Genomic DNA, 23,554 nt, shown 5'->3' with positions numbered 1-23,554 from the left:
TATTTTTTATGCACATTTACATAATACCATAATTTGCAAGGGAACTAAATGATTCTTTTTTCCAATTTAAATGTGGTAATCTCTTCTCACAGATAGACAATATAAAAAACCCCATTCCATTGCGGAACGGGGTGACGACATGGTCCATATTTTTAATCTATACAAGTCCAGAAAACACCACGATTCCGGTATTTTTATACCTCATCGTTTAACTTGCTTAAGCGCGCAGCCTGATCTGCAGCAATGAGAGAATCCAGAAGCTCATGAATGTCCCCATTCATAATGGAATCAATCTTATAAAGAGTCAGCTTGATTCTGTGATCCGTTACACGGCCCTGGGGAAAATTATAGGTCCGGATCTTTTCAGAACGGTCTCCGGTACCGATCTGGCTTCTTCTTTCCTCGGCCTCCGAATTCTGCCGTTTCTCAAGTTCTAAATCAAAAAGCTTGGAACGCAATAACCGGAAGGCCTTTTCTTTATTCTGAAGCTGTGATTTTTCCGTCTGGCTGTAAATCACGATTCCTGTAGGCATGTGGGTAAGACGAACGGCAGAGTCGGTAGTATTTACGCACTGTCCGCCGTTTCCGGAAGCACGCATAACGTCGATTCTCACATCTTTATCCTCGATCACTACGTCAAACTCTTCTGCTTCGGGCATAACCGCAACAGTCGCCGTGGAGGTGTGGATTCTGCCGCCGCTCTCTGTCTCCGGAACCCGCTGTACCCGGTGGACACCGCTTTCATATTTCATCTTGGAATAAGCGCCCTTGCCTGTAATCATCGCAACTACTTCTTTAAAACCGCCGATCCCATTTTCATTGACGCTGATCAGCTCTACCTTCCAGTGATATCCCTCTGCATAATTTACATACATACGGTACAGCTCGGAAGCGAACAGAGCCGCCTCGTCACCGCCTGCTCCGGCACGGATCTCCAGAATAATATTCTTATCGTCGTTAGGGTCCTTAGGTAAAAGTAAAATCTTAAGCTCCTGCTCAAGCGCCTCGATCTGCTTCTTGGCATCGGATAATTCCTCCTTTGCCATCTCCCGCATCTCCTCGTCGCTCTCTTCCTCCAGCAGTGCCAGACTGTCTTCTACGGTCTGTTTTGCCTTTTTATACTGGGTATAAGTCTCTACTAAATCCGCCAGATCCGCCTGCTCCTTCATCAGCTTACGAAACCGGTTCTGATCCTCTGCTACGGAAGGATTGTTAAGCTCTTGCATCAATTCTTCATAATGAACTAAAATATCATCTAATCTATCAAACATTGGTAACCTCCTGAATTTCATGGAAATGACTGTTGTTCACATTGTATCATGACTCCGCAGTATAGCCCTTAATACCTGCGGTTTAAGGTCTCACGGGTATTCGTGAACAAACCACACGGTCCAGTCCTGCCGCATCTTTCACCACCTGGATCTCTCCAAAACCGGCATCCTTTAATAAACCGCTGACAGCCTCTCCCTGGTCATAGCCGATTTCAAAATAAACCGCACCTCCCAGGGTTAAATGATGGCGGCTTTCCATAACAAGCTTTCTGTAAAAATACAAACCGTCTTCCTTCCCGTCAAGGGCCAGCATCGGCTCATGGTCCCGGACTTCCGGCTGCAGTCCTTCTATTACTTTCGTTGGAATATAGGGAGGATTTGACACGATCACATCAAACTTTTTTTCTTCCTTTAATGAGGCAAATAAATCGCTTTCTATCAAAGTGACCTTTCCCTCTCCTAAAAGCTTCCCCACATTCCTTTCCGCCACCTTAAGGGCTTCCCTGGAGATATCCACGGCAGTTACGCGGCCAAATCCACCAAGCTTTGCAAGGCTGACGGCGATGCAGCCGCTTCCCGTACATAGATCCAGTACTTCCGGCTGCTTTCCTTTATAATCCTTTAAGACCAGCTCCACCAGAGTTTCCGTATCCTGCCTTGGAATCAGCACATGCTCATTTACAAAAAATTCAAGGCCCATGAACTCCCGGCTTCCTGTAATCTGCTGAAGGGGGATCCTCCTGGAACGTTTCTCTATCATGGTCCGGTATTTGGAAACGGCATCAAGAGAGGAGTCTTCATCCGGAAGCACTCTGTTTCTGTCTATAAGAAAATGGACCATATCCGTGCGGAATGCCTCAAAAAGCAGGTATCTGGAATCAAGAGACGCCTCTTCCACTCCTGCCCTTAATAGCTTTTCTGTTCCTTCTTCTAATAAATGCTGTAAAGTCAGATTCATGCCCTCTTCTCCGGGAAATTCCTGTTAAGAAATCCCCTCCAGTCAAACACAGCCTCAACAGAAGCAATACCCACTAAAATCATATCATCGTCCGGTTCCTTGGTGGTCAGTCCCTGCATCCACATTCCTGGACGGCTTAATAAATCCACCAGTTTGGAATTGCTGCGTCCTGCCAGCCGTAAAAATTCATAGGACACTCCGGCTATGACCGGAATCAGTACAATCCGGCTGAGGATCCGAAGGGGCAGCGTATTCACTCTCACCACCATGAAAAACAGGATGCTGATGATCATGACGATCAGGAGAAAGCTGGTTCCGCAGCGCTTATGTTCCTTGGAGCTGTTTCTGACATTTTCCACAGTAAGATCAAGCCCGTGCTCCAGGCAGTTGATGCACTTGTGCTCTGCTCCATGATACATAAAGGTCCTTCGGATATCCTCCATGCGTGAAACCAGACCGATGTAAGCGATAAAGATTCCGATCCGGATCACACCTTCCAGAATCGCCATAACCGTCTGGGACTTTATAAAACTATGGAATATATTAGCAAGAAACATCGGCAACACCATGAAAATCAGGATGGCCATTACCACGGAAAATGCCATCACTATACTCATCAATGCCTTTTCCATCTTCTCCCCAAACAGCCGTTCCAAAAGCTTTTCAAATTTGGAAGGCTCCATATCTTCCTCATCATCCTCAAAAAAGCTGGCTGAAAAGGTCAGAGCCCTCATACCTAACACCATGGAATCCACAAAACTGAATATTCCTCTGATAAATGGCAGAGAAAAAAGCTTCACCTTTTCTCCCATGCTGACATAAGTATCCTTTTTCACTTCAATGGTGCCGTCCGGCTTGCGGACAGCTGTGGCATACTCATCCCCGTTTTTCATCATAACGCCTTCAATCACGGCTTGCCCGCCGATTCCTGAATACTTCATACGCCAAACCACCTTTCTGTTTAAAAAATGGAAGCTTTTCACTAGTTAAAATCCCAAAAAAGGCTGAGCTAAAGTGTTTCCACCAAACTCAACCTCTTCTTTGCCCCTGATATAATAAGGAAGTTCCATACGCCCAATGAGCACATAGAACGGCTGATTTCCTGAATTCATGAAGGAAGTCCGATTCACCCGAGGCTCCTCGAACGGCTAATTTACTAAATTCAGGCTGTACAACCTTTGCCTTCATAAGTAAATTATGCTTCAGCCTTAACGCCATATTTACGATTGAATTTATCAATACGTCCACGAGCGGAAGCAGCCTTCTGCTGACCGGTGTAGAATGAATGGCATTTAGAACAAACCTCTACGTGGATATCTTCCTTTGTAGAACCAGTTACAAATTCATTACCGCAGTTGCAAACAACTTTTGCCTGGTAGTAATTTGGATGGATTCCCTCTTTCATGATTTTCACCTCACATACTTTGATTTCTATTAAATCGCAGTCCGTAAACCGACTTTGTCTAATAAACAGCTTACATAGTATAACATAGATTTTTTTTTAATGCAAGCTTTTATTTCTACAAAAAACCCGTATTCTCTAGTAAAAGCGCATTTTTTTGGAGGTTTCCACGAATTCCCTGTTGTTTCTAGTCCTCGAGAATAAGTCCAGTATTTTCTCCACTGCATCTTCCGGTTTCAGGGTATTAGTAGCCTTTCTCACGATATCAACCGCTTCCGCTTCTTCCCTTGTAAGCAGCAGGTCATCCCTTCTGGTGCCAGACTTAAGAATGTCAATGGCAGGGAAGATCCTCTTTTCAGACAGCTTCCGGTCGAGAACCAGTTCCATGTTGCCGGTTCCCTTAAATTCCTCATAAATAACGTCATCCATACGGCTGCCCGTATCCACAAGAGCGGTGGCAAGAACGGTAAGGCTGCCTCCCTCCCTCATGTTTCTGGCGGCACCAAAGAAACGCTTTGGCATATGAAGGGCTGCCGGATCCAGACCGCCGGATAAGGTACGTCCGCTTGGAGCAACCGTCAGGTTATAGGCTCTTGCCAGACGGGTAATGCTGTCTAACAGAATCACCACATCCCTGCCATGCTCAACAAGGCGCTTGGCCCTTTCGATCACCATTTCTGACACTCTCTTATGGCGATCCGGAAGCTCGTCAAAGGTGGAGTAGAGCACTTCCACGTTATTTCCGTAAATGGATTCCTTAATATCCGTAACCTCCTCAGGACGCTCATCAATCAATAGAATCATGAGATGAATCTCCGGGTGGTTAACGGTTATGGCCTTTGCCACATCCTTAAGCAGGGTCGTTTTACCTGCTTTTGGCGGGGATACGATCATACCCCTCTGCCCCTTTCCAATAGGAGCTAAAAGATCCAGGACACGCATGGCAGTGGTATTCTTTCCTCCCTGGGTTTCCATATGAAGCCTTTCATCCGGAAATATGGGGGTCATATTTTCAAAATTCGGACGGCGTTCAGCCGCACTGGTGGGATAACCGTTGATTTTCTTTACATATAGAAGGGCAGCAAACTTTTCTGCCGCTGTTTTCACTCTGCGGCTTCCATGAATGATGTCTCCTGTTTTCATGTTGAACCGGCGGATCTGAGAAGGTGCCACGTAGACATCATTTTCACCTGGAAGGTAGTTTTCGCAGCGGATAAAGCCAAAGCCATCTGGCATGACCTCCAGAATTCCATGAGCCTCGATACCGCTGTCCAGTTCCTGCAGTTCAGGGCTTGGCTGAAAATCTCCTCTTGGTTCTTCCGGAACAGTTTCGGGCCTTGCCTCATTCCTGGCGGATGGCTCAGTGCTGTTACCCTGTGCCGGCCGATAGCCTGCGGGCCTTTGCTGCCCTTCCGGCCGATAAGAACGGACAACCGTCTTTCTTTGGCTGCCGGCCGCTGACTGCATCTGCTGATCCCCGTTCGCCTGTCCCTGCTGGCCTGCAGAATCCGTATGAGGCTGGTTCTGAGCGGCTGGTTGTGCCGTAACAGTTTTAGAAACCTCTTTTTTTACTTCCTCCGCCTTTTCCACTGAAACATTCCCCGGCGAAGCAGGAAAAGCAGGAGCCTCCTCTCCCTTTTCGCAAAGTAAATCTATAATTTCAGCTTTTCGCATGGAACTGCACCCCTTGATTCCCTGGGCTTTGGCAAGCTCCTTTAATTCCGCTAACGGCAATGTTTGTAATTTTTCACGCATATTATTCTCCTTCATGATTCCTTATAACAGTTGTTTCGTAATCTTGGGAATGCTTCACGATAGAATATCGCAACAGATGGCCGGAAATGTTATTCCGGCCCAAATCATGATAAACCAGGTCGTACGATACGCCTATTATATACCTTATAATTAAAAAAGAAAAGTTATTTTTTCAGTTCCCTTAAATGCTCTTTGATTCTACGCTCATAGCCATTTTCCGTAGGATGATAGAACGATATGTCCTCCATCCCGTCCGGAAGATACTGCTGTTTCACATAGTTGCCCGGATAATCATGGGCATAGAGATAACCCTGCCCATGGCCCAGCTTTGCGGCTCCCTTATAATGGGAATCCTGCAGATGAACCGGCACAGGCATGGTTTTCTGGTTTTGTACTGTATCCAAAGCCTCAAACACCGCCATGCAGGCCGCATTGCTCTTAGGTGCTGAGGCCACATAGGTGACCGCTTCCGCCAGAATGATCTGGGCCTCCGGAAGCCCGATCCTTTCCGCTGCCTGGGCTGCTGCCACCGCCAAAATAAGAGCCTGGGGATCTGCATTTCCTACATCCTCCGCAGCACAAATCATGATTCTTCTGGCAATAAACTTTATATCTTCACCCGCATAAAGCATTCTTGCCAGATAGTACACGGCCGCGTCGGGGTCCGATCCCCGCATGCTCTTTATGAAGGCCGATATGGTATCATAATGATTGTCTCCTGTTTTATCATAGCGCACTACCCGCTTTTGAATGCACTCTTCTGCCACCTGGAGACTGATATGGATTTTTCCGTCCGACGGATCCCGGTCCGTGGTCATAACTCCCAGCTCCACCGCATTTAAAGCGGCTCTTGCATCTCCATTGGAAACATCCGCCAGAAATTCTTCCGCCTCTTCGTCAATCGCGGCGTTATAGGAGCCCATTCCCTTATCCTTGTCATATACCGCCCGGTGGACCAGTTTCCTGATATCCTCCTTTTCCAGGGGCTTTAACTCAAATACCCTGGATCTTGAAAGAAGAGCGCCATTTACTTCAAAATAAGGATTTTCTGTAGTGGCCCCTATGAGAGTCAGCGTCCCATCCTCCACAAATGGAAGCAGATAATCCTGCTGCCCTTTGTTAAAACGATGGATCTCATCCACGAACAAAATGGTCTTTTTGCCATACATTCCTAAGGAATCCTTGGCTTCCTTCACGATCTCTTCCATGTCCTTTTTTCCGGCTACCGTGGCGTTGATCTGTCTGAACTCCCCGCTGGTGGTGTTGGCAATCACCCTTGCCAGAGTGGTTTTACCGGTTCCCGGAGGACCGTAGAAAATCACAGATCCCAGCTTGTCCGCCTTAATGGCCCGGTAGAGCAGTTTATCCCTGCCAATGATATGCTGCTGCCCCACTACCTCTTCAAGCGTTGACGGCCGAAGCCTTGATGCAAGGGGGGACTCTTTTTTCATGGTATTTTTTCTCATATAATCAAACAAATCCATTATTATTCTCCCGTATTCTAAAATCCCTTGAGGAAGAACCTCTTGCGATAATCCGAAAGAAGCCTTCCGGCTGTAACAAGAGTATATCCCTGCTTTGATAAAGTGTCAATGATATCCCGCTTTCCCGCACCTTCATAAGAGATTTGGTTATAATTCTTCCGGATACTTCATCTTCCAGTCATTTCGTATTTTTGTCATTATGTTCATGACATCTACCGTATATTCCAGCCGCATTTCCTCAGATTCTCCTGTAACTGCTTTTTCCATATCCAGGATTTCATACAACAGGGCATCGTCGGCAGATCCTGCTTCAATCACTTCCCGGCGGTTATCTTCCGTATAAGTGATCACCGCCTTGTCAGCCCTTGGATATTCATATATTTCTATATAGCCCTTGTCAAAGGCCACTGTTCCCCGCTTAGGCTGCTTTGCATGAAGGGACAGAGAAATGGAAGCCATCTCCTGCTGATTGTTCATTAGCAGGATTCCCGCCTGTTCATCAACACCGCTGGGGGCAAGCTTTACCTGTGACAGGATCTGGTCCGGCGCCTCTGCCATAAACCATCTTACAAAGGAAAGGGCGTAAACCCCGATATCAAGCAGTGCTCCGCCGGCAAGGCTTGGACTAAAAAACCTGTTTTCCATATTAAAATCCTTATAGCTTCCAAAGTTCATCTGGATAAAACGCAGAGGGCCCAGTTGACCGCTTTTCGCAACTTCCTGCAATTTTTTATAAAGAGGCATATGATAAATGGTCATTGCTTCTGCAAGTACCAGGTCATTTTTCTCCGCAAGAATGACTGCCTCGGAAAGCTCCTCGGAATTCAGCGTTATTGATTTCTCACACAGTACATGCTTTCCATTCTTTAATGCCTCTTTTAAATAAGTAATATGAGTATTATGGGGTGTTGAAATATAAATAATATCCACATCATCGTCATGAAACATGTCATAAACATTATGGTAAACCTTCTCCACTCCGTATGTTTCTGCAAACTTAACCGCATTTTCATAGGTTCTGTTGCCGACCCCGTATAAAGTTCTTCCCTGCTTCTTCAAATTTTCTGCCAGCTGTTTTGCAATTACTCCACAGCCTAATGTTGCCCAGCGATACTCTTTCATACTCAATCCTCCTTAATGCTCTTGATTTCCTCATGTGCCCATATAATTCTGCCTCTTCAAAACTTTTTCTATATAATGTATTATGGGCAGTACCTGTTCCTTTGTCAAGTATTGCAGCCAGAGTCTTAAGGTTTGGAACGCAATATTGTATTTTGCATACAAAAAAGCCCTATTTGCTTTGATATAAAGCCTGCCTGCCAAATAGGGCTGAACCTTGAGCTTTTACAGTAATTCTGTATTCCTTCCACTTTTCTTCATCTTTTAATCCGTTTTTTTCTTCTCTCTGCTTCTTTTCCGCACTCTTTTAACAATGACCAGTAATAAAAGTATGATCAGTAGGATTACAAGGATTGACATGGTAACGGAATTTGCCAGAAGCCATTTTAGGAAATTCCAAAATCCCTTTCGCCCATCCCTCACATAAGTTGCTGTTATTTCTTTCTTATAGATGATCTGCTCTGTCTGATTCTCAGCTTCTGCATCAATATAAGTTCCATGATAAGCATTGGCTTCTATGGAAGGGAATGTGACATCCCCTCCATAAATTCCCCTGATATTTTTTACAAATTTGCGCCCACGAGCGGTTGCGTTTCGGATCATTTCTCCATCCTTTGACACAGGGTCTCCGTCCCACTCAATGCTTGATATCTCATAGTACTGTGATGGCAAATTAAGATAACTTAAAAACAATATTGCGTGATCGATTAAAGGGGAACGGTTAGAAATCTCAGTCTGACCCAGCATGTAAGAGTCCGCATCGTATCCGCTCACGGTTATAGGGAATGTAAAATTATAATCCCAGCAGGCACTTTCTTCTTTAAAACCAACCGCTGGAAGTGTTACATTTAATTCCTGCTTTAAATCCTCATTTATAACCTTGACCTGGGCATCTTCCGGTAGAGAATCTATGTATTCTACTCCTTCATACAAGATGGAGGCTTCTGAATATTTCGTAGTTTCCTTCGTGAGTACCTTTGAAAGCTCACTGGTTTTTAAAGCATACCTTTTTCCTTCTTTCTCAACTGCTTCGTTAGGTGCATATTTTTCAGGATTTCCAACAAAGGGATCGGAGTCATATGTAATAATATCCCCTGGATAGATTTCCTCTACATTGTCTGTACGAACGGACTTTAACCGATAGACAATACCGTCCTTTTCATAAACTTCTTTAAACTGGGACCTTCCATCTTCCTCTTTTATAGAGGTCCTATACTCCTTTGTTATTTCAATGAACGTTTCTTCCGCACATGCTATTCCAGCATCCCCTAAAACAAGTGGGGCGACAAGGAACATTGCAACAAAACCTTTCTTAATCCTATTAATCTTATTTTTCATCCTTCTTATCTCTTCTTCTCCTCACGATTGCAATGGAAGTAACCATACCAACCAGTCCTATACTTATGAGCAATCCTCCTCTCAGATCTACATCACCTGTTTTAGACAGTCTTTTCAGCCAACCCCAGAATCCTTTTCCATTATAGTTAGTAACTCCAAGACCATTTAGGCTGGATTGATATGTGGCTGTGATGAAACCCTTTTTCTTCCCGTGTTCCGGATTGTTATACAATATAAATTCTCCTGTTACTGCTCCATCGTCCATTACATAAATGGTCAGGCAGGTATCCGTCTTTATATATCCCTCTGGTGCATTTATTTCATGAACGGTATATTTTCCAGAGCGGAGCGGAAAGAATGTAATTGCACCCTTTTCATCTGTTATTCCTTTGTATACCGGCTCTTCGGTTTCATTTCTAATCTCCAGCTCTGCACCGGCTAATTTTTCTGAGGTTTCAGCGTCTATCTTTTGGATAAACACCTCCGGAGAAGGATGATTTACAACTGATATTGTACTGATTCCTGATACCTCACCGTTATGAATGGTAAAGGAGTAGGTGTGATCTGTTGAAAGGTAACCAGGAGCTGCCTTTGTTTCTTTGTAGATATAGGCTCCGTCTTCCGGCATATCAAATTTTGCATACCCATTCTCTCCAGTATATACAGTCAGGTATAAACTTCCGTTAGGGCGGTAAATAGAGAATTCCACTCCTTTTATTCCCTGACCTGTAGCAGCGTCTGATTTATACAGAAACATTTTTTCAGAACCTGGGCTATGGTGTTTGAGATCGGTCATTGTGACTTCCAATAGCCCGGAACCTTTTGGCACTGTAAATGATATATCAGAGGAAATAAAATATCCTGATGGAGCTTTCACCTCATGAAGGTAATAAGTTTTTCCAGCCTCTAATCTTCCAGTGATATCTATAGCCTCGCCTGTTGTCTCAAAATCTGGAATAACCACATTTTTCTGATGATCCAACACCTGTAAAATGGCTCCCTTCAGAAGTACACCGGATGAATCTGCTTTGTTAAGCCGAATCGCAGTGATTTCGTTTTTCATTTCAACCATGTCAACCGCTCCATTTTTACTTACTGTAAAAGGAACATCTTCTGCATATGAATATCCATCTTTAGGAAGGATTTCATGGAGCCAATACCGTTCTCCCGCCTTTAATTTTGCAATGAGTTCATGAGGCTGCTCCCCAGAAATCCACTCTTCCACAACATTTCCATCCTTATCTTTTATGCTCATATGATTTCCTGGCAGCTCTTCACTGCCCGTGATAGCCTTTTTAGATAGGATAAGATGGGTTGGATTATCAATCATAATAATAACGTCCTCATCACCGTTTATACTGACTGTAAATGGGATATCTTCTGCAAAGGCATATCCATCTGCCGGACTGATTTCGTGAACCCAGTATTTTTTTCCAGCCTCCAGCTGGCCTTTTAACTCCTTCAACTGGATTCCTGTGATAAAGATTAGATCCTCTCCGGCTTTAAAACCATTTCCATTATGGATTGCCTTTGCTGGGGTCTTATCTTCATTTAAGATTTGAAGCGTACTTCCCGGTAACTGACTGGCTGCTTCTGATGGCGTTCCAATAAAAAGGGAACCTTTCTGTTTCTTAATTAAGACCTCTGTTTTTTTATCCTTCATGACTACCGTAATCAGACCTGATTCCTCCGGTACTGTAAAGGTCACGCCCTCGCTATAGCTATATCCAGCCGGAGGCTCCTCTTCTGAAAGTTCATAAGTTTTTCCTGCAATCAGAAGTCCTGTTAATACTATCGCCCTCCCATTAGCAGTGAATTCCTTAATTAATGTTCCAGTATCCTTTTCCCGGATAGAGAAGCGGCCACCTGTTAGAATATCTCCTGTCTCTTCATCTACTTTTAAAATCTTTATTTCTGTTTTTTTATCCTGCATGATGATGGTTGACCGTATGCCGCTTTTCTCCGCCGTGAAGCGGATCTCTTTTTCAAAGGAATATCCAGTTGGGGGCTGCTCTTCTCTGATGATGTATTCTTTCCCTGGAGTTATCAGTTTTGCTGGAATGAGGACCTCCCTTCCTTTTTCTTTCGTAAATTCATATATAACTTTTCCTGTTTCTGCATCAATCAGGCTGTAGCGGCCTCCTGTAAGCTCCTCTCCAGTTTTCGCATCCACTTTCGTGAAATATAAGTGTACCGGCCGATCTTCCATATCCACATTATCAACCATTCCTGAAGCATTTAGCTGAAAACGATAAACTCCGCTTATCAGGCTGCTTCCGTCACTGTACGTTGTGGTTTCTATGAGGCGGTAGTTTCCTCCTGTAGTCAAGATCTCACGAATCGTTTCATTGTTCCGGTTGTTTTCGAATACTGCGCTCTGTATGGCCTTTGAAACCTTTCCCGTTATCATTCCCCCTTCTATCTGACCGGTAGTGCGGGGTATGCTGTCATAACCGTCTTTTGGCTCCTGTGTAATCTCATATCTGGTTCCATAGGGCAATCCTGCAAAGGTAAGGTACCCGTCACCGGTTATTGTAATGTTTTCTTCTCCTTTGATCCGTCCCTCCGATGTACCACCGTATGCCTGATATCCAGTTAAGGTCTTTCCAGCAGAGTCCATAAGTCTTACATGATAAGTAAATTCATCTGTCTGATCCTTTCCGGTTCCAGTCAGCTTACTTATGATGGTAATGGAACCTTCCGGGACAATGGGATTTATGAGCGTAGTACGCTTCGTAACTGCTTCCGCCTGAGTTTCAAAATAAACATTTGCCTGCATTCCTATCTCACCGCTTACCACAGCCACCATGTCCACTGAACCACTTTCATGGGCAGCGATATCCGTGAGATTCCAGGTGATAATTCCATTTTGTTCCACTCCATAATTGGTTGATCTTAAATGATCAAGTCCATCTTTCAGGACTGTATTGATACGGATATCAACTGGATGACTGTAAGGATTGGTATAGGTAACCGTGTATTTTATGACACTTCCGGTATTTACTGCACTGTGATCCGCACCTATGCTGCTTGTTACTTGTGCTATAGGGATTTCCTTTGTTACTGGGTTTATGATTGTATAATCATGATTGTCCTCATTAACGGTCCAGCTTGCAAGGACGTTACCATTTACATCGGCCAGCTCCTGCCTTGTTTCCAGGTATGTCCTGGAAGGAATGGAATAGGATCCGCTTTCGTCAATATGGATCCGTTTCGTTTCCTTAAAGGACTTTTCTGTCCTGCCATCAGAATAATTGGTGTATTCGGTAATTTCGTATAAATGGCCGTTTATGACACCTTCTTCCGCTGTGATAACTTGGCCGCTTCCTGTCCCAATAAAGGGAGGAAGTTCGGTTCCTGTATCTAAGTCTTTTAATATGGTAAATACCTTTACTGGAACTCTTGAAGTGACGGTTAGGGCTTCTATGGCATCATTGTCACAGGCCAGCTTTAAAATGCTAAAATCATTTGATACATTCCTGATTCCGGTTCCCGCTTTATTTAAGGTAAAGATCACCGGTTTTGAAAGAGCATATCCGGCTGGGGCTTTAAGCTCTTCCATGATGTAAACCCGGTTCGCTGTCAGCTTCTTTGTCAGGATAAAACCGTCCGGACCAGATACAAAAGTCTCTATGGCTTCTCCATCCTTTTGATACTCTCCATCAATGACCACCGCCTCAAACACAGCTATTTCTGCACCTTCCACAGCCATTCCATTATCAAAGTTAATTTTTTTGAATTGAATATTTGTTGTCTGGTTCTCTATTTCACAGGTATAAAGTACTTCTTTTCCGGCCTCTTTTCCGTCAAACTGGAACTTCTTCATTCCCTCGGAGATCTGGTAAAGATCCGGTGGAGAAATCTCTTTAATAGTATAAGTAAAAGGTTTAATAGTTCCGTCTGTCTGCACCATACCCACCGGAAGTCCGACTATTTCTGCCTTTCCATCTGTTCCAGTTGTCATGTACCAGACAGCCCCGGTATCTTTATTAGATACCATAAAACGGGCATTTTCCAGTCCCTCTCCGGTATCAGAAGCTTTCTTTTTGATTTCCAGCTTCCCGACGGTTGGAGTATTTACGAACCGATAAACAGGAACTTTTTCTGTTCCTACGAGAATCTTTATTGGATCTATCTTTTGCATGTAGGCTGGGGCTGCAAGCTCTGCGATATAATAGGTTCCATAAGGGATTTTATTGATCCGGTGAGGTTTTAAATCTCCTAGGCCAAATCCCTCCGGAATGTCCCCGTTAAATTTATCGTTTTCTGTATACTCTCCATCTGATCCGGAAATCCAGGTCTGTATTAGATAGGCTTCATCTTCCACGAAGTTCCCGGCTTCATCGGCCCGATAGAGAGCCAGTTCTGCGCCCCTTACGGCATATTCTCTGGCTCCATCTTTTACCACTTTGAGAACGTTAATGTACTTTTCCTCATTTTCAAGGCTGAATCTCTGCACATTTCCAGTCTCTATAAGGACAATAGCCTTTGGATCAGCTGTTTCAAAGCCAGCCGGTGTCTTTTCTTCCACCATGACGTAATTCCCTACTTTCTTCCCTTCTTTTACTGCATTGAAGGGCAAATAATCAATCCGGTGCATGCCTTCTAAGGTGTCATAACTCTTTACCCCGTTTTCCACTTTGTAGTTGAATTGATATTCAAAGTTAAAAGGAAGCTTTCCACCTGGATCAAGGGAACCATTTTTTACATTCCGGTATATGGTGATACGAATTGTCTTTCCGGCATCAGTGGTCCAAGTCTGGACAGTACCCTCCCCCTTTCCGGTCTGAATGATTTCGCTCCGCTCAGCCGTCCGCTCCCCGTCTTTCGTGTACCAGATGAAGGAAGTAAGGTCCTCCCCTTTCTCCTGGTAAGCTGCTTCAAAGTCCGTGATAAAACTGGAATGATTTTCTGCCAGGCCGAGAAAATCCTTTATGCGGTCCATAAAACCAGTACTTTTTTCTGTTTTATCTGTATACTCAGTCAAGTCATCGGTCATCCATACCGCTGCTCTCTTTTCCTCGTCATATACTGGCTTCACTCCATCCATCAGAATATTTCCGTCTTTATCTGTTTTCGCTTCATAAAGGGCCAGGCCAGCCGCATGGCTGTTAGGAAGCTGCACCTTTTTTCCGGTGCTGTCCTCGTAGTATTTATAGACCTCCAGCTTGGTATGATCATTCTTTAGATTTACAGTCTGCACTTCTCCGGTAGCTTTTACCGTAAGTTCCACGGAGCTTCGGACATACCCAATCGCTGCATCTATCTCTTCCAGAATATAGTCCCCTGCAGGGATTCCCTCAAAGTATTTTGGAGTCCCGTCTGTGATCCATTCGCCTATAATTTGCACTGGAGCATTATCAGCTGTATTTTCTATCGTCCATTCTGCCGCCTTACTTTCTGTCTTTACAAAATAGTATCCTTTCGGATAGGTTTCTCTGTCCGTAGTATAAACCCGCTTAGCTTTATAAAGCGCCAAATGCGCCCCGGAAATCTGAGCATAACTGTAAGCTCCCTTCGATTCCGTGACTGTAAGACCCTCCTGATAATCACTGAGTACATCAATTCGGTACTGGTCCGTTGCATCGGTCTTTACGATCTCCACCTTGATCCTCTCATCCTCCAGCCCGGTCTTTTGGACTTCTCTGGTTTCTATAACGATAACTCCTTCCGGGAATCCCCTGGTATAGCCTGATGGAGCTTTGACTTCTTCCATGATGTATGTTCCTGGAATCACCCGCTTTAGGATATCAGCCTGGCCTACGGTCATATCAGCCTTAAATGGATCATTGGGGTACTTCTCTCCGGTAATCCAGGTATTCTCCATGATCCAGGCTTCTCCCTGGCGATGATTAAGCTTCTTATCATCTGTGATGTCCTCTTCCTTCCCGATATTTTCCATACCGGTCTTGTCATTGATCCGGTAAGCAGCATTGTTATAGGCAGGAAGAAGGTCCCCGTATTTGTAGCGGACGAAATCACCATCAATATCATAGACAGGATCGCCCTTTTTATAGGTTTCAGCCGATCCCTTATAATACTCTGGAAGGCCATGGTCATTTAAGACCGGATTCATGCTTTTATCAAAATGATTTCCGTTATAAGTCCCTGTGATATATTCCTGATCCGTATCGGCGTTGATGGTAGCAATTCTCCACGTTTTGATTTTTTCCCTGGCAATAACCGATCCGGTTTTCGGGGCCTGCCCCGCTTTATCGGGTATCCGGGATATCTTTACCGGCCATACAAGGACCTTTCGTCCTTCTTTAGCGTAGGCCATACCGGTAGTCGGATCCATAAATGCGTCCCGGTTGCCATTGCTGTCCAGGTGATAAAGGATCGTTCCATCACTTAAATGAAAGCACTTATCTGTTGCAGAATACTTCACAGCAGTCAGATCACCTCCGGTCAACTCGTAGACAAGCTGCCCGGCTTTCAGCACGTAGATGGATTCCCGGTTTTTCACTTGTACCTGGTTTCCGTTTCGGTCATAGCCGTAAAGTTTCCCATTCGCCCCGGTTTCCGTTACTTTCAGCTCTCCAAGGGTATAGAAAAGAATATCTGTATTCCCTCGCTCTATCGTCCGGTAAGTCCAGGTTCCTTCCCCTGGCTCTCCGTTTAGGCTTCCTTCCTCGTCCTCCTCTCGAATAAATTCAATAGTGGTTCCAGCGTGTCCCTTTAGTACCTGAATGGACTGAACATTATTATTCCGGTCCCTTATTACCTCTACACCATCATATCCGTAATCTCCGCTGCCCCCGTTTTCCATGATTTCTATGGCGTCATAAAGAGTCATCTGCGCCCCGGCAACATAGCGGTTGTTATCGCCTGCAGTATCTAAGAACCTTGATATCAGACCATACCCGGCAAATATACCATCTACATAGACCGGCTCTGCATCTTCGCCTGCGGCCTTTCTGGATTCTAAGTATTCCAGGGTACCTTTGTTCCAGGCATAGCCTAAGTAAGTTCCGTTTTTATAGGCAAACTCCAGGTTTTCAGTCCCATACTTCTGTTTTAACTCCAGTTCTGTTCCTTCTAATCTGGTGTTGGTTTTGTATGTGATCGTCTGTTCAGAGTCCTTGATTTTGGATATTTCCAGGCGTACTGGAGTATTCCCCACGTAAATCCTAGCGATGTTTGTAATACCCTGTGGTCCTTCTCCTGTCTTATCTTCATAAATAGCTGCCGCTACACGGTTGTTTCTGTTTCCGTCCAGGTAGTAGGTGGTCCGGTCGGAATAAACTTCTATGGCTACTGGCTTTGTCCTTACATATCCAGCAGGAGGCTTAATTTCACAAAGGACATAGGTCCCGGCTCCGAGAGGCTGTGGAGTAATTAAATATCCGGTATTCTGATCCTGATAGGAAATTTCTCTTAGATCCTCTTCCTTGGCCTCAGCGTCCCCCGCTTCATCGGGCAGAAGGCCGTCCCTGGTGGTTGTAAAGGCTTCAAACTGTCCTGTCCTTCTTCCTTCCTGATCGGTAAGAATCACCTGTTCTGATTCCTTACATATAGGTGTTCCTGCCGGAACAGTTCCCTTCCAGGCATCCCCTTCCAAGGCAATATTCTTAGCTCCCATAGCTTCTAAAAATTCCTTTGATCCTTCGATCCGGGTATCCAATCCATAAAAGTTCACCAGGCCGTCCGTATTCTCTCCGTCCTCCCTGGACGCTGCATAAAGAGCAAACAAGGCTCCGTCATGGAGGAGATTTTCCCCTGTCTCCGAATCCAGCTTTTCGATCCTCAGCTTTGCTTTAAAAAAACTGTTTCGAAACTTCGTATATCCAAAGCCTTTGTATGAACTCTCTCCATTTGGGGAAAGGATACAGTCAGCTGCCTCTGTAACTACACTGTCAGAGGCCACGACCGTCCACGGCACAAGCATAGGGGCATATTTTCCATCATAAGCAATCTGTACGCCCTGCATGGTCATTACATTATCTTTGTACTGGATTACAGCACCATTGATCTCTTTATTGGTTCCCCCTGGAAATGGAACATCATTTGCGATACCTTTGTTTTCTGCCACGGAGCTGAATCGGTAGTATTTGGATACGGCATCTCTACCACTTAAGCCTTCTGACAAATAATATGGTACATTTCCACTCGTCCTGTCATCCTGCTCATTGTAGTAGTTCTTATATGGCTTAAATCTGTTCTGGCTCAGTGCAAAATAGTCACCTGATCCTGCCCCTGCCACGCCGTTTCTGATGTTATCAATGTCCATGCCGTACTTGTAAACTTCAAAGTCACCATCCGCATTCCTGCCCTTGATTACGTTTACACTCTCTTCATTGAAACGGATCCTATACTTCCTCTCCATCTCAGGCTGTGTTATGCCGGCAGAATAATTGTAATAATTATTAGTCACCTCCGGTGTAGCCTGGGAGCCATCATAATCCGCATATACAGACGGGAGAGAGACTTCTCTTGGTTTGTCAATCTGGTAATGCTTGTTCTTTAAATCCCCCAGATTACTGAATTTCGGCTGCTGTTCTACCACTACATAAGTTCCGTATGGCAGATATTTTGAAGTAGCAAAGTAGTAACCATCGCTGTTTCCAGCAATATCACCAAATAGGGTATCCGCTGAAAGTGTTGTGAGATCTTTATCTGATCCGCCATCCTTTGCACTGTCCCATTCAATGGAATAAATCAGGTCAAGATCATATGCAAAGAAAGGGGTTAAATAGTTTTCTGCCTTTCGGATAGCTTCTGAAAGGGCTTTGTCGTAAACTTCATCGGAATAATCATTTTCACCTGTGGCGCTTTCCGTTTCCCCAGACGGATTCTTCTTTACCAGCTTTGCAACTTCGTCAACCAAATACCAGGTAATGGCAAACTGGCGGACGTTATCAGAGTATAGGGCATTATCCGTAGCTATGTCTGATGTGTTGCTGTGATTCTTAATTTCTAAATTATTGTGGGCCGCTGGATACTGCCTTTCTGCACCGCTAGTTCCAAACAGGTACTTCTTTATAAAGGGAAAGGGCTTAAAAGATGTGCTTCCATTATCTGTACGATCCCATTTATCATCATTGGCCACATTTATGGCATCGAAGAACTTGTCATAATTGTAAACAGATACGATTCTTTCTCCAGTACTGCTATCCGTCTTTGCCGATATGGTTTCCAGTACGGAAGTATAGCCGTTATTCTGGTTCCCGTTCATATAACCATTAGCATAGCTGTACAAGGTATTATTACTTACGATTGCATCCTCTGAGTCTTTATATAAAGGAGAGATGACATGCTGTACTTTTGTGAAAACCTTGTTTACCAGGGCTGGGAATTTCTTATTTCGATCAATCACATTAATTTCATTCCCCAGCCTGTCCTGCCAGATTATATTTCCATCGTTGTCACGGTAAAGTCGTTCAAGATTTGATTTTAAGTACACCTTAAAGCGGAAGTTGTCCATCTTCTTAGCCACCGTGTTTCTTCCCAAACGCCCTCCAAAGGTTCTTGTAAACCAGTCATCATGGACTTCGGCATAGGAGTTGGTGTTGTCATATGTTTTTTCATCTATGGCCTTCGCTACCTTAATCTGCTGTCCGATGATACGTTCCAACACTGGGGTTGGTGTTTCTCTTGTATTTCCGTCTTCAAGCAGATCGTGATATCCATTGTAAATCAAATGCTGACTCTTAATGAAAGTCTTGTTCGAATCAAAGTCTTCGGAGGTAAATGCCCCGGCTCCAGCTCCGGAAACACGTATTACGTATTCTGCATTAGATATACTTGCCCCAGCCGTATACCCCCACACATTGTTTGTTCCGATCTTACTTATATCTTCATTTGTTACAACGGTCTTTCCATTATTAAGTGCGATTGTAAAGTTACCTGATTTTGCTCCGGTTAGGTCCATATCTTTTGAACCGACATGAATGGTATATTGCTTTGAAACCTTATCATAATAGTAATAGGTGCTGCCCACCTGGTTCGTCACTTCTTCCGTAGAGTTAACTTGGGGGATTTTAGAAGAGTTTACATTCTCTTCTTTTACAATGACCTCCTTGTAATTCGGCTCCCAGACTTTCCTTGCTACAGGAGCATGGCCAACGTAAGTACTGCCATTTAAGTACCAGTAATCGTATAGAGTTTCTCCTGCAGCATAGCGGAGATACCTTTCGCTATCCGTAGGATACATGGTTTTATCCGTTGGGAATCCATCATCGTCCACTTCATAATCTGGTGTTACGTTAATTATGTATTTGCATGAATTTCCTACTTCTGCGGCATTTAACTCATTCCCTGTATACTTTCTGATAATATATCTTCCGAAGGTTGTATTTAGTTTTGTTAAGTAAGCAGCAACGATATCTCCACTGGAATTTGTTTGATACAACAAGGACCTACCCGGATTCATGCCGACAACGACTGTTACAATGATTTTCCCGCCGCTAGATTCCACTTTTTGAAGGCCGCCATAGGTAAATACTTTTTCATTGATATAATAATTTAATATTGTTTCGATCACTGATTTATTGGTCGTGACATTCTCAATTTCAAGGACCATTTCCGGCCTGCCATAGACAATTTTCCCATGCACTGTCCGTTTCTCATCATAGACTGGGACATCTGCCGTGGAATAATCATTATCTTTCGGAGTATCCATATGGAGAGAATTACGCATCATCTGCTCCAGTTCAGCTTTCACATACTTTATGTTGCTTTCTGAAATCGTAAAAGCGCTGGTAAACCTTGCCGGGTCACTGGCTGTAGCAGTCCCTTCTGTAGGTAGTTTATCCGCTTCGGTTCCGTAGGCTTCGTAAGGAACCTTGATGCTTGCAGTAACCCCAGATTTCTCAATCATGTTTCCATTGATATCACGTTTATAAACGGAGTCTGATTCTGCTGTCAGATAAAATGGTGCTTCCTTTGCATCAACCCAGTTTCCTCCATCCACTTGCCGGATCACTACCGGATTCAATGTGACGTTGTTAAGATAAATATCTGCTCCTTCCGGAATTCCATCAAGGACTACGTTATAACCATTTGTGGCATCCTTTGATTTTGTTTCGAGAAGAAGTAAGTTTTCTTTATTTCCATAAGTAGCATTTTCTTCAGGGAAGGTAACTGCATTATATAGCTGCTTCGTTATCCAGGCTGATCCTACCGGGGCGGTTTTCGAATCAGTGGTGTCACCATAGTACTCTCGGGTACTTTTCTCTGCATTCGTAACCTCCATATCCTTTCCGGTAATAGATAGTTCATATCCTTCGGAACGGGAAAGCTCTTTAATATAGTAATTGCCAAGAAGCAAAGGTCTTCCGATCCAGCTGTCCCCATTCATGGTCTTATTATCTTTGTAGATACGGCCCTTTTCTTCCTGTGGCTGTGCCTTGTCATAACCGTTTTTGATATACAGGTTTTCCGAATATCCCTTTCCGGTATATTCAATCTTTCCTGCCTTGTAATTATAGATACTATGAGGTCTTTCCGTTATCGTTAAGAAGGAACCTTCCCCATTTTTATCTGTGGCGGCGACTGCTACAAGGTCATTTGCATCAAATACCACTCCGATACCGGATGTCACATTTCCACTGTCATCCCGTTGTGTATCCGGCCCGTAAATTGGATCTGCCGCAAACAAACCGTATACCGCACCTTCTAAGGTTGCATCTCCCTGGGAATCTCCATAGGAATCATAATTTACAGAATCCCCGGCCTTTAACTCCATATCTTTCTTATTGAAATGAACCTGTCCCGGTACACGGTGATCGTATACTTTAAAGGTATGAGCTGTATTATTACTCGGTCCTTTGACTACTTCCGGTTGGCTGTCCTCTTCTCCTTCTTCGGCCACCTTACTGGAAACTCTGCTGAGAGCACTTAAGCCAAGCATTGTTGTCATGACTGGTTCTTCATTGTTATCTTCAGCAAAAAGGCTAATTTGCCTTACCCCCTTTTCTTCTACTGGAAGGGAGGCATCAGATTCTGTAGCCAGGTTATTATTTTTTCTTGCTAATGCAGAGCTTAAAGAAAGGCTCATAAAGTTTTTCCTAGCTTGCGATGGAGTAACATCATCATCGAAATACTCATCCAGATATTCTTCTTCCTCTTCCGCATCAAACTCCTCATTATATAATTCTTCATTATCCTTGGCAGTAAGTTTGATGATTATTTCCTTTTCCTCTGCAAAGGCAGCGGGAAGCCCTATAAACTCAAGTAATTTGTTGATGATTCTTTCTCCCAATGGGAGGTCATAGGTTTCTTTCAGGATTAAATCTCCATTTTCTTCAGGAGCATCAGCATATGTAGAAGGACTTGCGACATTAGTATCATTGTCATCAAGTAAGAATTCGCTTTCATTTAACAAGTTGGGATCCTCTAATTCAGGATTTTCCACGTTAGCAGCAAAACTCCGCATTGCTAATCTTGTAAAAGCATCGATTTCACTTGAACTGCTCTTTGCCATGTTGCGAACATATCCACTAACTCTGATATCTGCATTACTGGCACTTTTCCACTTTTTAGGTTTTCCAGCTTCGGAAGCTGCCGTTGTGATAATTTCAATCGGAACATCATCCGGATGTCCCGGATTATGAATGATGTAGCCATCCCTTGGCTTTGCTTCTTTAAAAGTGTAGTCATACTCAAGATTAATAAAGATTTTATAAGCATTATCTCTGGCCTCTTTACAGCCTGATGCTTCAAATGATTCTTCCTCAGATGGCTCCTCTTCTCTACCGCATTCCCAGTGATGGAATGTTCCACCACCAGCCGCCGCACGGGCTTCACATTCGTTTACTGCTGCTTGCCATTCCTCCATTAATCTTTCATACTCTTCTGCAGCCTCATCGACTTCATCACTTCCTTCCCCTTCTTCTCTACCTTCCGATTCATCAATTTCCGATTCAGGGGGAATTGGATGGCCATTACAATAGGCATGACTAAAATCATAAAAACGTGTATCTTTATGGGAAACTCGTCCACTGGCATCAGTTACAAGGTCATCGTCAAACACCAGCCAATCCTGCCAGGTTGTTGGGTCTTCTCTCATGTTATCTTCGATGATTCCGCCATCTGATTCATCATCACTTAACTGGCTATCGTCGAAATGCTCCAATACCTGCCATGTAGAACCCTGTAATGAATTTCCAGTTTCATAGTCTCTTTTTTCAAGATCAACTTTATAATTGGATTCAAAGGTTTCATTGTGTCGATAAACCTTTAAGGATACTTCTCCTCCGCCAGTGGTTAATGAAGGAGTATTTGCGCTGTATTTTGTAGTGAGGAAAAACTCGCAGGTATTCTCTATTAATTTTCCTTTTGCACGATATAACTGCTGAGACCCTGGGATGTTACACTGGAAATACTCCAGGCTACCTGTAACTTCCAATACCCTAAAAATAGCTGGATTATAACTAATCTTCATGACTGCTTCGGTTGGTTTCTGTCCAGCCGGGACGTTAGGGAAACTCCATGAGAGATTCTGGCCTTCCGTATTAATGACCAATCCAGGCGTTACAGCTTCGATGATACAATATTTCTTAAATGTTTCCCAATCTGTAAGCCCAGTTAACTCATACAACTTTGTTGTATCAATCTGTCCGGGGCCACTTCTTAAATCATTGATATACATAGCTTTGCTCTCAGAATTATACCTACTGATTAACTCAAGGATATCCTTAGGGTTTTTACAGCCATCTGGAATGTTCTGCAAAGACATAAAACCGTCATTTGCTAAGTTTTCTACCCGTTCAGACCCACCATTGCTTTTCCCTCTCGACCATGCGACATCTCTTGCTTCATCTTTGGTAATACGACCAAACTGAGAGCTAAGAGATGTATTTAAATCATAACTTTCAAACGCTAAAATATAAGCCCAGAACATTCTTTTCTGCTCAATGGTTCCTTTAAAATAATCAATATCTGAATTAACTTTAGAATAATCGTAATTGCTATGGGCTGAAGCACCTGAGTTCATACATAAAAACCATTTGTCTCTATCATCACCGGGAGCCCTTCCCATTAGGTATGGATGTCCAGCCTGTCCGGAACTGACAAATACTAAACCAAAACCCCAGGTATTAAAAATACCTAGTGGTAAATACGTAAAAATAGGTGTCAATAATAAAATAGTTACAAGTAGCCTAGCAAATTTCTGATTTAGTTTTTTACCACTTTTCCAACTTCTGATCATCTATCCTCCTTATCTTTCATCGTTTTACGTAGTATTGAGCAAATAAAAAAAGCTACTGATTATAATTAACCGATA

The 23,554-nt window shown here is 43.8% G+C and carries 10 protein-coding genes; all 10 read right to left on the bottom strand.

Annotated features, from left to right (window positions below):
* Positions 1-194 precede the first annotated feature (194 nt).
* Complete coding sequence (prfA, locus tag BMX69_RS22145) at positions 195-1,271, bottom strand: peptide chain release factor 1 (RefSeq protein ID WP_054790796.1); 1,077 nt, start codon at positions 1,269-1,271, stop codon at positions 195-197.
* 82 nt (positions 1,272-1,353) lie between these two features.
* Entirely contained in the window at positions 1,354-2,229 is an 876-nt protein-coding gene (gene prmC / locus BMX69_RS22140) for a peptide chain release factor N(5)-glutamine methyltransferase (RefSeq protein ID WP_100043545.1), read from the bottom strand.
* Positions 2,226-3,170: a DUF1385 domain-containing protein gene (locus BMX69_RS22135; RefSeq protein WP_100043544.1), complete on the bottom strand. Its 945-nt coding sequence runs from the start codon at positions 3,168-3,170 to the stop codon at positions 2,226-2,228. Before BMX69_RS22135 ends, prmC begins: the two co-directional genes overlap by 4 nt.
* Positions 3,171-3,215: 45 nt before the next feature.
* Positions 3,216-3,341, bottom strand: a complete 126-nt coding sequence (locus tag BMX69_RS24980; RefSeq protein WP_278245557.1) for a hypothetical protein — start codon at positions 3,339-3,341, stop codon at positions 3,216-3,218.
* Between the two features lie 83 nt (positions 3,342-3,424).
* On the bottom strand, positions 3,425-3,634 hold the full coding sequence (rpmE, locus tag BMX69_RS22130; protein WP_013271164.1) for a 50S ribosomal protein L31: 210 nt from the start codon (positions 3,632-3,634) through the stop codon (positions 3,425-3,427).
* Positions 3,635-3,769: 135 nt separating this feature from the next.
* Complete coding sequence (rho, locus tag BMX69_RS22125) at positions 3,770-5,386, bottom strand: transcription termination factor Rho (protein ID WP_100043543.1); 1,617 nt, start codon at positions 5,384-5,386, stop codon at positions 3,770-3,772.
* A gap of 164 nt (positions 5,387-5,550) precedes the next feature.
* Positions 5,551-6,870: a replication-associated recombination protein A gene (locus BMX69_RS22120; RefSeq protein ID WP_100043542.1), complete on the bottom strand. Its 1,320-nt coding sequence runs from the start codon at positions 6,868-6,870 to the stop codon at positions 5,551-5,553.
* Between the two features lie 147 nt (positions 6,871-7,017).
* Entirely contained in the window at positions 7,018-7,992 is a 975-nt protein-coding gene (locus BMX69_RS22115) for a Gfo/Idh/MocA family protein (RefSeq protein WP_100043541.1), read from the bottom strand.
* 261 nt (positions 7,993-8,253) lie between these two features.
* Entirely contained in the window at positions 8,254-9,327 is a 1,074-nt protein-coding gene (locus BMX69_RS22110) for a hypothetical protein (protein ID WP_100043540.1), read from the bottom strand.
* Positions 9,317-23,263, bottom strand: coding sequence for a SpaA isopeptide-forming pilin-related protein (locus BMX69_RS22105; protein ID WP_242941317.1), 13,947 nt, complete (start codon positions 23,261-23,263; stop codon positions 9,317-9,319). Before BMX69_RS22105 ends, BMX69_RS22110 begins: the two co-directional genes overlap by 11 nt.
* Between the last annotated feature and the right edge of the window lie 291 nt (positions 23,264-23,554).

The sequence above is a fragment of the Lacrimispora sphenoides JCM 1415 genome, assembly GCF_900105615.1.
In the GTDB taxonomy this organism is placed as follows: Bacteria; Bacillota; Clostridia; order Lachnospirales; family Lachnospiraceae; genus Lacrimispora; species Lacrimispora sphenoides.
Note: the sequence above shows the minus strand (reverse complement) of the source record. Positions and strands in the feature narration are given on the sequence as shown.

Coding starts and splice junctions, on each gene's coding strand:
- BMX69_RS24980 (WP_278245557.1), bottom strand. CDS start 3,341: ATGAATTCAGGAAATCAGCCGTTCTATGTGCTCATTGGGCGTATGGAA.
- prfA (WP_054790796.1), bottom strand. CDS start 1,271: ATGTTTGATAGATTAGATGATATTTTAGTTCATTATGAAGAATTGATG.
- rho (WP_100043543.1), bottom strand. CDS start 5,386: ATGCGTGAAAAATTACAAACATTGCCGTTAGCGGAATTAAAGGAGCTT.
- BMX69_RS22105 (WP_242941317.1), bottom strand. CDS start 23,263: ATGAACTCAGGTGCTTCAGCCCATAGCAATTACGATTATTCTAAAGTT.
- BMX69_RS22115 (WP_100043541.1), bottom strand. CDS start 7,992: ATGAAAGAGTATCGCTGGGCAACATTAGGCTGTGGAGTAATTGCAAAA.
- BMX69_RS22110 (WP_100043540.1), bottom strand. CDS start 9,327: ATGAAAAATAAGATTAATAGGATTAAGAAAGGTTTTGTTGCAATGTTC.
- prmC (WP_100043545.1), bottom strand. CDS start 2,229: ATGAATCTGACTTTACAGCATTTATTAGAAGAAGGAACAGAAAAGCTA.
- BMX69_RS22120 (WP_100043542.1), bottom strand. CDS start 6,870: ATGGATTTGTTTGATTATATGAGAAAAAATACCATGAAAAAAGAGTCC.
- BMX69_RS22135 (WP_100043544.1), bottom strand. CDS start 3,170: ATGAAGTATTCAGGAATCGGCGGGCAAGCCGTGATTGAAGGCGTTATG.
- rpmE (WP_013271164.1), bottom strand. CDS start 3,634: ATGAAAGAGGGAATCCATCCAAATTACTACCAGGCAAAAGTTGTTTGC.